14 protein-coding genes are annotated in these 14,751 nt (G+C 52.6%); 1 reads left to right on the top strand and 13 read right to left on the bottom strand.

Annotated features, from left to right (window positions below; all coding sequences use genetic code 11):
* Positions 1-95 precede the first annotated feature (95 nt).
* From QJ48_RS25800 to QJ48_RS25760, 9 genes are all read right to left on the bottom strand, one after another.
* Positions 96-359 (bottom strand): IreB family regulatory phosphoprotein, encoded by a 264-nt coding sequence (locus QJ48_RS25800; RefSeq protein ID WP_025850272.1) that lies wholly within the window; start codon positions 357-359, stop codon positions 96-98.
* A gap of 77 nt (positions 360-436) precedes the next feature.
* Positions 437-3,058 carry an alanine--tRNA ligase gene (gene alaS, locus QJ48_RS25795; protein ID WP_054976272.1) on the bottom strand — a complete coding sequence of 874 codons (2,622 nt, stop codon included), beginning with the start codon at positions 3,056-3,058 and terminating at the stop codon, positions 437-439.
* A 386-nt stretch (positions 3,059-3,444) separates the two neighbouring features.
* Positions 3,445-3,729 carry a hypothetical protein gene (locus QJ48_RS25790; RefSeq protein WP_010497092.1) on the bottom strand — a complete coding sequence of 95 codons (285 nt, stop codon included), beginning with the start codon at positions 3,727-3,729 and terminating at the stop codon, positions 3,445-3,447.
* 32 nt (positions 3,730-3,761) lie between these two features.
* The gene (locus QJ48_RS25785; RefSeq protein WP_054976271.1) at positions 3,762-5,042 is read right to left on the bottom strand and encodes an ArsB/NhaD family transporter; all 1,281 of its coding nucleotides are present in this window, start codon (positions 5,040-5,042) and stop codon (positions 3,762-3,764) included.
* 265 nt (positions 5,043-5,307) lie between these two features.
* Positions 5,308-6,378, bottom strand: a complete 1,071-nt coding sequence (locus QJ48_RS25780) for an AI-2E family transporter (protein WP_054976270.1) — start codon at positions 6,376-6,378, stop codon at positions 5,308-5,310.
* 199 nt (positions 6,379-6,577) lie between these two features.
* A complete protein-coding gene (locus QJ48_RS25775) occupies positions 6,578-6,775 on the bottom strand; it encodes a hypothetical protein (RefSeq protein ID WP_010497085.1) in 198 nt (65 codons plus the stop codon).
* Positions 6,776-6,785: 10 nt separating this feature from the next.
* Positions 6,786-7,307, bottom strand: a complete 522-nt coding sequence (locus QJ48_RS25770) for a PRC-barrel domain-containing protein (RefSeq protein ID WP_054976269.1) — start codon at positions 7,305-7,307, stop codon at positions 6,786-6,788.
* Positions 7,308-7,343: 36 nt separating this feature from the next.
* Entirely contained in the window at positions 7,344-8,495 is a 1,152-nt protein-coding gene (locus QJ48_RS25765) for a cysteine desulfurase family protein (RefSeq protein ID WP_054976268.1), read from the bottom strand.
* A 38-nt stretch (positions 8,496-8,533) separates the two neighbouring features.
* Positions 8,534-8,956, bottom strand: a complete 423-nt coding sequence (locus tag QJ48_RS25760; protein ID WP_054976267.1) for a cysteine metabolism transcriptional regulator CymR — start codon at positions 8,954-8,956, stop codon at positions 8,534-8,536.
* 179 nt (positions 8,957-9,135) lie between these two features.
* Between QJ48_RS25760 and mnmA the strand changes: the two genes are divergently transcribed.
* Entirely contained in the window at positions 9,136-10,221 is a 1,086-nt protein-coding gene (mnmA, locus tag QJ48_RS25755) for a tRNA 2-thiouridine(34) synthase MnmA (protein ID WP_157261756.1), read from the top strand.
* A gap of 60 nt (positions 10,222-10,281) precedes the next feature.
* On the opposite strand, the gene QJ48_RS25750 is transcribed toward mnmA, so the two are convergent.
* From QJ48_RS25750 to QJ48_RS25735, 4 genes are all read right to left on the bottom strand, one after another.
* A complete protein-coding gene (locus tag QJ48_RS25750; RefSeq protein ID WP_054976265.1) occupies positions 10,282-11,583 on the bottom strand; it encodes an ABC transporter substrate-binding protein in 1,302 nt (433 codons plus the stop codon).
* Positions 11,584-11,740: 157 nt separating this feature from the next.
* A complete protein-coding gene (locus QJ48_RS25745) occupies positions 11,741-13,294 on the bottom strand; it encodes an MDR family MFS transporter (protein WP_054976264.1) in 1,554 nt (517 codons plus the stop codon).
* On the bottom strand, positions 13,275-13,997 hold the full coding sequence (locus QJ48_RS25740; protein WP_054976263.1) for a polymer-forming cytoskeletal protein: 723 nt from the start codon (positions 13,995-13,997) through the stop codon (positions 13,275-13,277). The genes QJ48_RS25745 and QJ48_RS25740 overlap by 20 nt, the downstream gene beginning before the upstream one ends.
* Before the next feature lie 45 nt (positions 13,998-14,042).
* On the bottom strand, positions 14,043-14,669 hold the full coding sequence (locus tag QJ48_RS25735; protein WP_237763065.1) for a YhbD family protein: 627 nt from the start codon (positions 14,667-14,669) through the stop codon (positions 14,043-14,045).
* Positions 14,670-14,751: the final 82 nt, after the last annotated feature.

Genomic DNA, 14,751 nt, shown 5'->3' with positions numbered 1-14,751 from the left:
TCAGATAACCTTTTGAGAGGTTAGAATCCGGAGACAAAGGCGACCGCTAACGCTTCTCCAGAACGATTCCGCCCCTCCGCAGCATTCACCGGACTTTAGGATTTATAGTGCTGCAAGTAGGAACGAACCAGTTCCTCGATCAATTCGTCCCGCTCCCGCTTGCGGATGATGCTGCGCGCATTGTTGTGACGCGGAATGTAAGCCGGGTCGCCCGAGAGCAAATAGCCTACGATTTGGTTGATCGGATTGTACCCCTTCTCCTGCAGCGCGTCGTACACCGCTAGAATGACTTCTTTGGGTGAGGTCTCGATCTCTTCCGCTTTTACGTTGAACTTCATCGTTTTATCCATCGAACTCATTTAGAGGCACCCCCCTGCATTGATCAATACTGACTTATTCGCCACGATCCTAAAAATTCCTGTTTACGGCAAAATTATTATTTTGCCGCGACGAGCTGCTCCACGCTTTGCAGCGCTTCCTGCAGCTTGGAAGCGTCCTTGCCGCCGGCTTGCGCCATGTCCGGACGGCCGCCGCCGCTGCCGCCGCAGCGAGCAGCGACTTCCTTGATCAGCTTGCCTGCGTGGTAGCCCTTCGACACCAGATCCGGGGTAACGGCCGCAACCAGATTGACCTTATCCTCCGCAGCGGCTCCGAGCACGATCACGGCCGAGCCGAGCTTCGTCTTCATCTGATCGACAATATTGCGGAGCGTCTCCATATCGCCTGCGCTCACCTGAGCGGCAAGCATCGTTACGCCGTCCACCGTTTTCGCCTGATCGGTCAAAGAACCCGCTTCAATGCCGCTCAGCTTCGCTTTGAGCGATTCGTTCTCGCGCGATACTTCCTTAAGCTGTGCAAACAAGCCGTCGATCCGCTTCGGCACGTCGCCGATGTTCGATTTCAGCAGGCTTGCCGCATCGCGCAGCAGTTGCAGTTGCCCGTCCAAATATTGATAGGCGTTCCGTCCCGTCGTCGCTTCGATCCGGCGCACGCCGGAGCCGATCCCCGACTCGCTGACGATTTTGAACAAGCCGATCTGGCTCGTGTTCCGCACGTGGCAGCCGCCGCACAGCTCCAGGCTGTAGCCGCCGACTTGCACGACGCGGACGATGTCGCCGTATTTTTCGCCAAAGAGCGCCATAGCCCCCATGGCCTTGGCCTCGGCAATCGGTTTGAGCGAAATTTCGACTTCGATGCTCTTCCAAATTTGCGCGTTGACCCGCTGCTCGATATCCTGCAGCTCTTCTGCGGAAATGCTGCCGAAGTGCGAGAAGTCGAAGCGCAGGCGCTCGGGCGCAACCAGCGATCCGGCTTGGTTCACGTGCTCGCCGAGCACTTCTTTGAGCGCTTTGTGCAGCAGGTGGGTAGCCGTATGATTTTTAATAATATCTTCACGCACATTCTGCGTTACCGTTGCCTGAACGGTGTCGCCCTTGCGCAGCACGCCCGCTTCCACGACAACCGTATGCACGTGCTGGCCGTGCGGCGCCTTGCCCACGTCCTCAACCTTGAGCACCGTATCGCCTGCGGTAATATATCCGTGGTCGCTGACCTGACCGCCGCTCTCGGCATAGAACGGGGTTTGGTCCAAAATCACCTGGCACGTCTCGCCCGTTCCGACCAAATCGACAAACTGATTCTCATGCACGACCGCGATCACTTTAGCAGCAGTTACCAAATCAGTATATCCAACAAACTCGCTTTTAACCGTGAAATCGGCCAGCGGACCGCCCTGTACCTTCATGCTGTCAGTCTCTTTGCGGGCCTCGCGGGCACGATCGCGCTGCTCCTGCATCGCTTGATCGAAGCCTTCGCGGTCGACCGTCATTCCTTTCTCGGCAGCGAAATCCTCGGTCAGATCGAACGGGAAGCCATACGTATCGTACAGCTTGAAGGCATCCGGGCCGCTGATGACCGTGCTGCCTTCGTTGCGGGCTTTGTCGACCATTTCGGCCAAAATCGCAAGGCCGTCGGACAGCGTCTCGTGGAAGCGCTCCTCCTCGATGCGGATGATCTTCTCGATGAATTCGCGTTTTTCGACCACTTCCGGATAGTAGACGCCCATCACCTCGCCGACAATCGGAGTCAGCGTATACAGGAACGGCTTGTCCATACCAAGTACCTTGCCGTACCGCACCGCACGGCGGAGCAAACGGCGGATGACGTAGCCGCGGCCCTCGTTGGACGGAAGCACGCCATCGCCGACCGAGAAGGCAACCGTACGGATGTGGTCGGCGATTACTTTCAGCGCCACGTCGTACTCTTCGTTTTGCTTGTAAGTCACGCCGGCAAGCTGGGCCGTCTTTTGAATGATCGGCTGGAACAGATCGGTATCGAAGTTCGAATCGACATCCTGCAGAATGGAAGCGAAACGCTCCAGGCCGGCGCCGGTATCGATGTTTTTGTTCGGGAGCGGCGTATAGCTGCCGTCCTTATTATGGTTAAACTGCGAGAAGACAAGGTTCCATACTTCAAGGAAGCGCTCGTTCTCTCCGCCCGGCCAGCACTCGGGATCGCTGAGATCGCCGTACTTGTCGCCGCGGTCGTAGAAAATTTCCGTACACGGGCCGCAAGGACCTTCGCCGATGTCCCAGAAATTGTCCTGCAGCTTGTAGATGCGCTCCTCCGGCAGTCCGATCTTTTTATTCCACAGTTCGAACGCTTCGGTATCCTCGGGATATACCGTGACGGACAACCGGTTCGGGTCGAAGCCGATCCACTCGGGGCTCGTCAGAAACTCCCAGGCCCAAGTGATCGCTTCCTCCTTGAAATAATCGCCGATGGAGAAATTGCCGAGCATTTCAAAGAACGTATGGTGACGGCGCGTTTTACCGACGTTCTCAATATCGTTCGTGCGGATACACTTCTGCGAGTTCGCGATCCGCGGATTTTCCGGGACGACGCGGCCGTCGAAATACGGCTTCAGCGGCGCCATGCCAGCGTTGATCCAGAGCAGCGACGGATCGTTGTGCGGCACGAGCGGAGCGCTGGGCTCGATCGTGTGCCCCTTGCTTTCAAAAAACTTCAACCATTTTGCGCGAATTTCACTTGCTTTCATTGGGTTCATTTTCCTCCCGACACTTCATTTTAATACAAAAAAACGCCCCTGAAACAGGGACGATTTGCTCGCGGTACCACCCTGGTTATTGTGCGGCTGCATGGATACGCCTTCACAATCTCCTCTGTCCGGACGATAACGGGCCCGCCCGGCGGACTTTTTGAATCCGCGCTCCGAAATGAGCGTTCGGTCATCCTTCATTAGAAAGGTTTTCCCAGCTGAAGCTGCGAGACTGCAAGCAAGCTTGCCGTCGACGCCTCCAAAACCTTCTCTCTGGCTAATGGACTATGACGTACTTAAATTTCATCAACGCTTTCCTGTGCCTAAAAATAAGCACTATTTATCAAAATTATAGCTTTCGGGCAGCAGACTTGTCAACAGAACGTCTACTGCTCCCAAGCCATGCGCTGGACAAGCCGGTGCCTGAACAGACTGATTACGAAATCCTCGTAGAAATCGTGCCGGACAATCCATTGATACTCGGCGTCTTCGTGGGCGTAGAATAAGACGTCCGTGATCACGTCGTTATCGTCAAAATAATCGCGAATCCGCTTCACTGCCTTCTCCACACCGGCATCGGGGCGATGAAGCTTCATCCGGAACTCGACATCTTGTCCGTTCGATTGCTCTTCAATGGTCAGAAGCTCACGGTCGTATTCATAGTATAGCATGGGTGAAGCCTCCTTCGGTTAACCGACTGCTGTTACATCAAATATCTCACATACACGTATATATTTGCAACAGCTATCGAAAGCAGCATGAGCGGAAAGGCGATCGCGAAAAATTTCATAAACGAAATCGGATGGCCTTCCCGAGCCGCCATACCGGCAACGATCAGATTCGCGCTCGCGCCGATCAGCGAGCCGTTCCCTCCGAGACAAGCCCCGAGCGCAAGACTCCACCAAAGCGGCTCCAGGTTGCTGACTCCCATCGTGCCCATTTCCTGAATCATCGGAATCATCGTCGCCACAAACGGGATGTTATCCAAAAACGCCGAAGCGATTCCGCTGAGCCAGAGGATCAGAACAGCCGATTTCGTCACATCGCCGCCCGTTACCCCGACCGCGTAGTTCGCCAACGCGGCGATTACGCCGGTTTCGATCAAGCCCGAGACAAGCACGAACAATCCGACGAAGAAGAAGATCGTCGTCCACTCAACCCGCTGAAACGCCTCTTCCAGAAAGTGCTCGCCGGTCAACAGCAGAAGCAGGAACGCACCGGCGAGTGCCACGGTCGCCGACTCCAAATGCACGAGCTGATGAACGAAGAAGCCGAGCAGGGTCAACCCAAGCACCGCAAGACATTTTTTCAACAGCGCGGGATCGCGGATTTCCGCCTTTTCGTCCAAAGTCATAAGGCTAAGCCGCAGCTCTTCCGTTGTGCGAATCTGTTTGCGGTAAATCAGGACAAAGAACGGCACAGTGACCGCGAGGACAATTGCCGCAATCGGCGCCAAGTTGTTGATGAAGGCCATAAAAGTCAGTTCTTTCACCGCGCTGCCGATCATGATGTTCGGCGGATCGCCGATCAGCGTCGCCGTGCCGCCGATATTGCAGGCGAGAATTTGCGACATTAGAAAAGGAACCGGATTCACTCGCAGCTGCCGCGTAATGCTGAAGGTGACCGGCACCATCAGCAGCACGGTCGTCACGTTATCCAGAAACGCCGAGCCGATCGCCGTTACCAGCGAAAGTACGATCATGATGCGGACCGGATGACCGCCCGCCTTTTTGGCCGACCAGACTGCAATGTATTTGAACAATCCCGTTTCCGCGGTAATACCGACGATAATCATCATGCCCACCAGCAGGCCAAGCGTGTTGAAATCGATATGATGAAGCGCCGTTTCCTGATTGACGATGCCCAGCACAACCATCAAAATGCCGCCGATCATGGCAACGATCGTCCGGTGAATTTTTTCCGAAACGATGAAACCATACGCTATCACAAACAATCCGATAGCGATAAGTGCTTGTTGATCCATAACAAAACCCTCTCTCCGATGCAAATTATTGGTGCCGCCAGCTCGCGCCGCTCTTCCGCATAACCCTAAAAAAAGCAAAAAGAAGCCCTTGGTGACAGGCTCCTCCGAAAACAACGCGATTATGTACTTGTCTTGTGCAACCGGCGGGCATCCGGTCAACGGCCGGATATCGAAGACACGTTCCCCTGCCGCTGCCAACCTATATATACGCACAAGGTGGTCGCTTGGTTTCGCCCGATAAAAAATTTTTTTCTAAAAAAAATAATCACGTCGTCTTCCGATGAATGTAATACATAAACAGATGCTGCAGAATCACTTTCATGACCGCAAAAAACGGAACCGCCAGTATGAGCCCCGTTATTCCGGCAATTTCCCCGCCCACAAGCAGCGCGAAAATGATCACAAGCGGATGCATATTGAGCGAACGGCCGACCACTTGAGGCGAGATTACATTGCCCTCCAGGATTTGGCACGTCGTATTAATGAGTCCGACAAACAGCACCATCTTCCAGGAAATCGTGGACGCCACGATCAGCGCCGGCGCCGCTCCTAGAAACGGACCGAGGTAAGGGATAATGTTGAACACCGCAACGACACTAGCCAACAGCAGCGCGTAAGGCATGCCGATCAGCCAATACCCGATGTAGGCGAGCAGCCCGACGATCATACATACGGTAAACTGGCCGCGGATATAGTTGCCGAGCGCCATATCGATATCCATCAGCATGGACATGATTTCTTTGCGGTGCGTTTTCGGCACGATGGCCAGCGTCGATTTTTCGATCAGTTGAAAATCTTTCAAGATATAAAAGGCGACAAACGGAATGATGAAGAGAAGAAAGACCGTATTGATGGTGCTGCCGATACCGTTAATATATTCCGCAATCGCGAGCGAGATTCCGTTCTCCAGCTTGGAAAGCGACTGCTGTATGCCCATCCGTACGCTGTCCGGGAGAAAATTGAGTCCGTTTAAGCCGTTAACCACGCTTTGCGCCTTAAAGGCGACATCGGGCATCTTATCGTTCAATTCCGCGAGCTGCCGCACGAACATCGGAATGAGATTCATCAACACGACGGTCGCCGAAGTAATGAAAACCGCATAAATGAGCAGCACGGCCATCGTTCGCGGCACTTTGCGGGCGCCCAGCAGCGTCACCACCGGATTCAGCACGTAAGAAATAATCAGCGCGATCGCGAACGGCGTCAAAATTTTTTTCAAAAAATCAAACAAACCTGCAATCATCGGCCGGAGCTGCAGCAGCATGTACAAAATGATCAAACCGAGCAGCGTATAGATCATGCCGACGAGCAGCCGTTGTTTCGGGAACCGGTCCATAGCGCCCCCCTTTACCTCGTTCTGACTTCTGACGAAGAGTTGGCCTTTTTACAGTATATGTACAAGTCCGGGCTCTTAATCCAGCACATAAAAAAACCGCTTCCCGAGACGCCTGTTCATAGCGTCCCGGAAAGCGGTGCTTGACTATACGATGATGCTCGAGCCGGAACTCCCCTATTAATATCTCTGGAGCATCCCGTCAGTTTGCATGAAGCTCGGGCATTTCTTCTTCAAAAAACAAATCGTCGAGCGAGCTAAGCGTGCCGTCTTCCTCCACTTGGAATACGGACATTTTTTCCCCGTTCACAGTCAGTTCGATAAAACAGCCCCAGCAGTAAAACTGATGGGAGCCGATTTTTCCAATATCCTTGGAATTGCAATTTGGACAACGTAACATCGGTATCACCCTATTCTTCTTTTGGTCCGAAGATTTCTTGAAGCGCTTCGCTGGCGTGAACGGGAACAATTAAGGCGTCTTCGCCGACCTTGACCGCATCCGGCATCGGCAGCCATCTGCGCCCTTCCGTTAGATCCGAGATGAAACCTTCGGTCAATTCGTAACCTATTACCTTTATTCCCCCATCCGGATCCAAATAAACGTCCTCGACCACCCCGAGCTGCTGCCCATTGACGGTAATGACCGGGAGTCCCTTAAGCTTGCGTTCGCCAAACAGCAGCGCCCTGCAAGCGGAGCTTGGATTCAGCGGGCGGACGGCTTGTTCTGCAGCAATCGTAATAGCATCGTCGCCCATCGCTATCACGTCTTTTCGCTCAATACACGTGGCTTCGGAAAACCAATGCCCCGCTTCGAGCAGCACGGACTCGACCTCCCAGCCATCGTTCAGCAACAGGTCTTTGGCGCTGCCCACTTGTTTCCCTGTCTCTACGCAAATGACCGGCAATCCGATAACATCGCGCGCTTTTCTCAACGAGCTTCTCTCCCAGCCGGCAAATCGAAATTTGCCTTATCCTTTAGTACGTAATCGGCTGATAATGGTTTCAACGGCCGTAGCGGCAGCAGCCATTTGCCCGGAGTCGTTGCCCGGTCCGAAACTAAATCGGATGGCCGATTGCGTCACTTCATCCGGCAGGCTCATCGCCTTAAGCACATGAGAGATTTCCAAGGAGCCGGACGTACAAGCCGAGCCGCTTGAAGCCATCACTCCCGCAAGATCCAGATTCATCAGCATCGTCTCGGTGGAAATGCCGGGAAAGCTGACATTCAAAATGTGCGGAAGCTTCTCTGTAGGATGACCGTTGACGACAAATTGCCCGGGGGCCAGACGCCGTTTCAATTCGGTGACCATTTCTTGACGTAGTTTTTCCATCTTTTGTTGCACTTCATACCTATTCCGGTCAAAAATTTCTACGGCTTTTGCAAATCCTGCGATGCCTGCCGTATTTTCCGTCGCCGGACGGCGTTTCCGTTCTTGAGCGCCGCCGTAGAGCAGCGGTATGACGCGAGTGCTTTGGGCTATATATAACGCGCCGACCCCTTTGGGACCGTTCAGTTTATGCGCGGAAAAACTCATCAAATCTACCGGCAGCTCACGAAGATTGATAGGCACGTGAGCCAACGCTTGAACGGCGTCGACATGAAAACAAATGCCGCGCTCCCTGGCAAGTCGTCCGATCGCTTCGACCGGCTGGAGCGTACCGACTTCGTTGTTGCCGTACATGACGCTGATCAGGATCGTATCCGGCCGAATGGCCGCTTCCACATCGTTCGGCGAAACTTGGCCGAATCGGTCCACAGGTACATAAGTCACTTCGTATCCAAGCTGTTCCAATCGCTCGCAAGCATGAAGAACGGCATGATGTTCGATCTGTGTCGTTATGATATGCCGGCCGCGTTCCCGGTACGCCTCAGCCGCACCGAACAGCGCCATATTGTCGCTTTCCGTTCCGCTCCCTGTAAATACGAGCTCGGACGGCGCGCAGCCGACAAAAGCGGAGATCCGGTCCCGGGCGGCGCTAAGCGCCATTCTTGCTTCCCGACCGGCTTGATGCGTGCTTGAGGGGTTCCCGTACGCCCCGGTCCAATATGGAAGCATCGCTTCCACGACTTCGGGAAGTACGGGCGTTGTGGCGGCGTGATCTAAATAAATGAACTCCAAAGCTTTCACCACATCTGTTAGGAGGATTTCAAAGCAGTCTAAATGTAAAACATGTAGCTGTCATTTTGATTTCCTTCATCTTTGTAAGAAATCAAATCGTACAGCGTCGTCGAATCAAGCACCTGCGCAATTCCGTCACGGATCCGAATCCAGAGCTGGCGCTTGGCCGGATCGTCTTCCTCGGTGAAATCCACCGGGCTGATCGGACCTTCCAGCACTCGAATCACATCGCCGGAGGAAATATCTTCGGGCGATTTGGACAAAATATATCCGCCGTATGCGCCGCGGATGCTTTTTACGAGACCTGCGTTACGCAGCGGAGCAACCAATTGCTCCAGATAATGCTCGGAAAGCTGATGCTTTTCTGCGATGCTTTTCAGTGAGGTGGGGCCTTCTCCGAACTTCGTCGCGAGCTCCATCATGATCGTGAGTCCGTAGCGGCCTTTGGTGGAAATCTTCAACTTGTAGCACCTCGTTTACATTTCATACATTTTTGTATCGTTTCTATGGTAACATAAAACCTTGTAATTTGGGAGAAAAACCGTGGCATATTCATGAAAAATTTTATTCTTTCTTGATTTGAATGTATAATACTTTTAATGTACGTACGATGTACAGGTATAGAAGCGAGGTAATGATCATGACAACAAAACCGCGAGTCGTTCTCGGGATGTCGGGCGGCGTCGATTCTTCCGTATCCGCGCTTGTCCTGAAGGAACAAGGGTACGAGGTCATCGGCGTGTTCATGAAGAACTGGGACGATACCGACGAATTCGGGCATTGCACGGCGGAAGAGGACGCCGAAGACGTGCGCCGCGTCTGCGACCAAATCGGCATTCCCTATTATACGGTAAATTTTGAGAAACCATACATGGATAAGGTGTTCGCCTACTTCCTCGACGAGTACCGCAAAGGGCGGACGCCGAATCCCGACGTGATGTGCAACCGAGAGATCAAATTCGGGGAGTTTTTGAACAAAGCTCTCGAACTCGGCGCCGACTATATCGCCACCGGCCATTACGCCCGCGTCGAGGAGCGGGACGGCAAATACCGGCTGCTGCGCGGGGTCGACAGCAACAAGGATCAGACGTATTTCCTGCACGCGCTAAACCAATACCAGCTGTCGAAAGCGATGTTCCCGATCGGCCATCTTCCGAAGCCGGAAGTCCGGGCTATCGCTGAAAAAGCGGGACTTGCGACCGCGAAGAAAAAAGACAGCACCGGCGTCTGCTTTATCGGCGAGCGGAACTTCAAGGAATTCCTGAGCGGCTATCTGCCTGCCAAGCCGGGAGAAATGCGAACGCTGGAGGGCGAGGTAAAAGGACGGCATGACGGCCTTATGTACTATACGCTCGGTCAGCGCCAAGGCCTCGGCATCGGCGGCTCCGGCAGCGGAGAGCCTTGGTTCGTCGCCGGCAAAGACTTGGAAAACAATATTTTGTATGTCGTTCAGGGCGAGAAGCATCCGGCGCTCTACTCCACCGGACTGCTGGCGACGGATTTGAACTGGATCGCCGGCGAACCGCCGAAAGAGCCGCTGCACTGTACGGCCAAGTTCCGTTACCGTCAACCCGACCAAGGCGTGACGGTCCATTTCGGCGAAGACGGCCGCAGCGAAATCGTGTACGACCAGCCGCAAAAGGCGGTTACGCCAGGGCAATCCGTCGTCTTCTACGACGGGGAAGTCTGTCTCGGCGGCGCGGTAATCGACAAGATTTTGCAGTAAGTCTGCATATATGTGTAATAAAAGGGGGCTTTTCGGTGTAAACCGAGGGCTCCCCTTTGTTTATGCCGGCTTTGTTTTTTTCAAGGCTTGATCCAGCTTGAATTGTCCGATTTTATTCATCTCAATCAGCATATTGTCCAGTTCAAGCTCTCCTTCAATCACTCCGGTCATGGATTGTCGGACCTGCTCATAAAAATCGGTTGAAAATTCCTGGGGAACGGAAGGCGTATAAGCGTCTTGGGGGGACAGTTTATAAAATGCTTCCATGTTACTATCCTTCTTTTGCATGCTATCCAAATAAGTTGGAAGACTGCCGTGGGTACCAGCCCGACCATTCATTTTTGAAAGCTTCTCGCTATTTATATACTCCAGCAGTTGCCAAGCGCTATCTATGTTTTTGGAACCGGCATAAATACCGAACAATTCGGTGGGATCAAGGGAAGCGCTTTGGTTAGGTGTAGCAGGATTTACAGGCTCCGTAACGATTCCCCATTCGAAACTAGCGCTGGAAAGATACCCCAATTCATACGAGTATTCTACCGTCATAGCCGCTCGCCCTTGCGTGAACGGATTTTCAAGCAGCAGATTTCCCTTTTGCGCGTCACCCGGTTGGTTGATATAAATCCCGCCTTCCTTCGTTCCTGTAATAACCATATCGAAAATACGCTTCCAGCTTGGAGTATTGATCATAATTTTCTTTCCCGCTGCATCCGTCAAACTTAATCCATCGGTTTCCGCTATATCTTTAGCAAGCCAGAAAGGATGGCGGGTGTTATGGTAGTAACCGTACATTTTGCCGGCATTGCGCTCCGATTTCGCAAAGCGCGCGGCCAATTGCAACACTTCCTCCCAGCTCATATGATCCGTTGGATAAGATATCCCGAATTGATCGAACAACGTCTTGTTGTAAAATAAGGCTTTGGATTGAAAGGTCGGTGACAGGCCGAATAATCTTCCCCCGCCTTTATTCCTTAAGTAAGCGGTCATATTTTTGTTCATCCGCTCGAGGTTCACGTCTTTTGATTTTTTCAGCAAAGGCTCCAGATCGACGAGCATTCCGTCCTCAACGAAGCTTGTAAGATTAAAGTTGAAAATGAGATCGGGCTGTTCTTTTTTTACAAGCTCCCGATATCCTTCCTCAGAAAAACCTTTCTTGTAGTAATCATTCAGCGGGACGACTTCGATCTCGACATGAGGGTTTTGAGAGGTGAACAACTTCCCGTAGATGTCATTGAAGCTTTCCTTATCGTAATAAAATACCTTTAGCGTCGTTGCTTTGTCTTCGGACTTCATGCCGGTACAACCGGCTGCGAGACAAGTTAAACAAAGAAACAGTTTCAATAGCATGCTCTTATGATTCATTTTGCACGGCTCCTATTTTCGCCAATCAGCTGCTTTGTTCCATTCCAAATTTGGATATTCATTCCTATTGTATCATTTTAATAGGGGGATGAGATTTAAAATAATAAAAAGCCCGCTGAAATGGATCAGCAGGCTTCCATACTGGACGATGAAGTTTTTACGAATGCGATGCAGCTTGTTCGGAGGATATTTCCCGCCGCGCGGGGGAAATTTGGATTTTCTCCCGGCTCATCCATAAGACGCACAAAATCGTGAGCGCAGCAGGAATCAAAGCCCACAGGAACGTGTGCGAGATCGACGTTGACAACGATGCCGTAATTTTGTCCAGAATCGGCTCCGGAATCGCGCTGCGGCTTGTCGGCGACAGCAAGTCGCGCGGATCTTTCAGGTTCATCCCCTGCGGCGCCCCGGCACCGCCGAATGCGCCGGCCAACGATGATTCCAAGTCGTTCCGCTGAATAATGCCGTACACGGTAATGCCGATCGTCATTCCGAGCGAGCGTACAAACGACATCGTCGAGCTGGCCGAGCCCCGCTGCTTCGCCTCGAAGCCGTGAATCGCCGACATGCCGAGCACGGAGAAGGATGCGCCCGTACCGAGGCCGATCAGAATCATGAACAACGTTACCAAATACCGCGGCGTATCCGGGGTCAGCGTAGCAAGCAGCAGGACGGATACAGCAAATAAAATGGAGAAAATAATCATGACGCCGCGGTACGACATTTTGCCGGAGCCGGCGAGAAAACCGCCCAACTGTGCGGTCACGACCGTCCCCAGCATCATCGGAAGAAGGACTAGCCCTGAATTGGTGGCGCTGCCGCCGAACACGCCTTGGACGTAGATCGGAATATAAACCGTCGCCACGATAAACGCTGCGCCGTAGAACAAGCCTACCAGATTGCTGGAAGCAAACAGACGGTTTTGAAACATCGCAAAGGAAATGATCGGTTCCTGGACCCGGGTCTCCGCAAACAGAAACGCGCCAAACAACACGACGAACCCGGCAAACAGACCGAGGATCGTTCCCGATGTCCAAGGATAAGTTCCGCCGCCTAATTCCAGCGCAAACATGAGACATACGATCGCACCGACCAGTGTGACCGCTCCCCACCAGTCAATCCGCTGCTTGGCATGCACCGGCGACTCCCGGTAGCACACGACAATAAAGAACAGGGCAAGCAGACCGATGGGCACGTTGACGTAAAAAACCCATTTCCACCCGATATAATCGGTAATATAGGCGCCCAGCAGCGGTCCGAAGATGCTGGACAGTCCGAACACCGCGCCGAACAATCCCGACATTTTGCCCCGCTTCTCCGGCGGAAACACATCATAAATGATCGTGAACGCAATCGGCATCAGCGCGCCGCCTCCGATACCCTGGATGGCGCGGTAAATGCTGAGCTCGGTGATACTGCCGGCCGTTCCGCATAGGACAGAGCCAAACAAAAATACGATTAAGCCGAACACGAAAAACCGCTTGCGTCCGTACATATCGGACAGCTTGCCGAAGATTGGCATCCCTGCCATCTCCGCCACCATGTAAGCCGATGTCACCCAGACGAATTTGTCCAATCCGCCGAGCTCGGCTACGATCGTCCCCATCGCCGTCGCTACGATCGTATTGTCCATCGCCGCCATCAGTATGCCGAGCAAGAGACCGGCGACGACGAAGCCAAGACGGCTCCCGTTAGATTTGCCGGTATTCATGAATTTTGGCTCCTTTGAATGGGTTCATGCTTTCCTTGTATTCGACCAGATCGATTTCACAGCCCGGGCCGATCGTAATCCGGCTGCCGCGGACGACTTTGGCCGTCGTATTCTCCAAATAAATTTCATCCCCTTCGATCGTTTCAGCGTCGAGCTTCGCGTCGAGCATCGGCAGTAACGACTTGAGAAGCGACTTGAAGCCTTTTTTGCGTACCGTGATCACTTCGCCGCCGATTTCCTGCGCAGAGCTGACACCGTAAAGCGAAATATCGATAACGCCCGCATTCAATAATCCGTCGATCCGGAACGCTCCCTTGGCATTGAACGTTTCCGCCTCGCAGTCACCGGCGACGGTCAAATCCCCTTCGAGATCGATCCGGTCACCGTTCATGTTCCCTTCAACCCGGGCGCTGCCGCGGCATTTAAAATCGAGATACGATACGTTCCCTTCCAGCTTGGCCCCCCCGTAAACTTTAATTTCCTCGCTTTCGACGGCGCCTTTCATCGACGACTGGCCGTTCACTTGAACCAGCTTTGCTTTCACTTGCCCGGAAACTTCGCTGACTCCGTTGGTCCTGAACTCCAAACAATCGATGTTCCCGTAAACTTTGCCTTCACCGTTAATTTTTACGTTCCGGTAGCTTCCGCCCGAGGAAGAGCCGCTGCCGGAAATAATGAGATCGCGGCGGTTGTTGCTGTCCATAGTTATCCCTCCGTACTTGCTGCATTTTATATTTTCGTAAACGCGTTACGATAATTTAATTTTCAATTCCTCTGCGCAATCGGCTATCGAAATCCGCGCTACCACCCTCACCCGCGGCTCGAAATACACCTCGCCCGGACTTGTCGCAATCACGAAGCCGGACATGCCCATCTTCCGAAAAAAGATCAGCTCGCCGTTCTTGCCTTGAAGCTTCGGATAATGCTCCGCCATAGTCTGAATCAGACCTTTCCCTTCCTCCAACGTCATCTCTCCGGTTTGCAGCAGCTTGTCGAGCGCATACATGCATATTATTTTTTCATAATCATAGACCGCGCTCGTTCCCTGCTGTTCGATGTAAAAATCGAGCGTCTCTTTCGTAACAATGTTGCGTTTTTCCAGCTCCGAACGCCCAAGGGCAACTTCGCTCAAATTCGGCGAAAATACGTCCGCCAGTTCATCCAGCGATAAATCGTCTTTCATATTCACGATTTTATCGATCCGCGCCAAAATGCTCTCCTTTGGAAAAAAGGTCTCCTGTCCCGTAAATGTCGACTTTCGAATAAACCATTCTTCCGGAATGAGATTTTTTCGTTTCCAGCGGTATAATTGGCCGTAAGAAATGCCTGTCAGTTCAAGCAAATCTTTTTTAGAGATTAATTCCCGTTCCGTCACCGTCAACGCCTCCTTACAAAAATAAGTGTAACATAACATTGTTACGTTGTAAATTATAGAACAAAAAAAAGCTTCAAAGTTC

Source organism: Paenibacillus sp. A3, assembly GCF_001399685.1.
Lineage (GTDB): Bacteria > Bacillota > Bacilli > Paenibacillales > NBRC-103111 > Paenibacillus_G.
The sequence above is the reverse complement of the archived record's forward strand: the minus strand, read 5'-3'. Positions and strand labels throughout refer to the sequence as shown.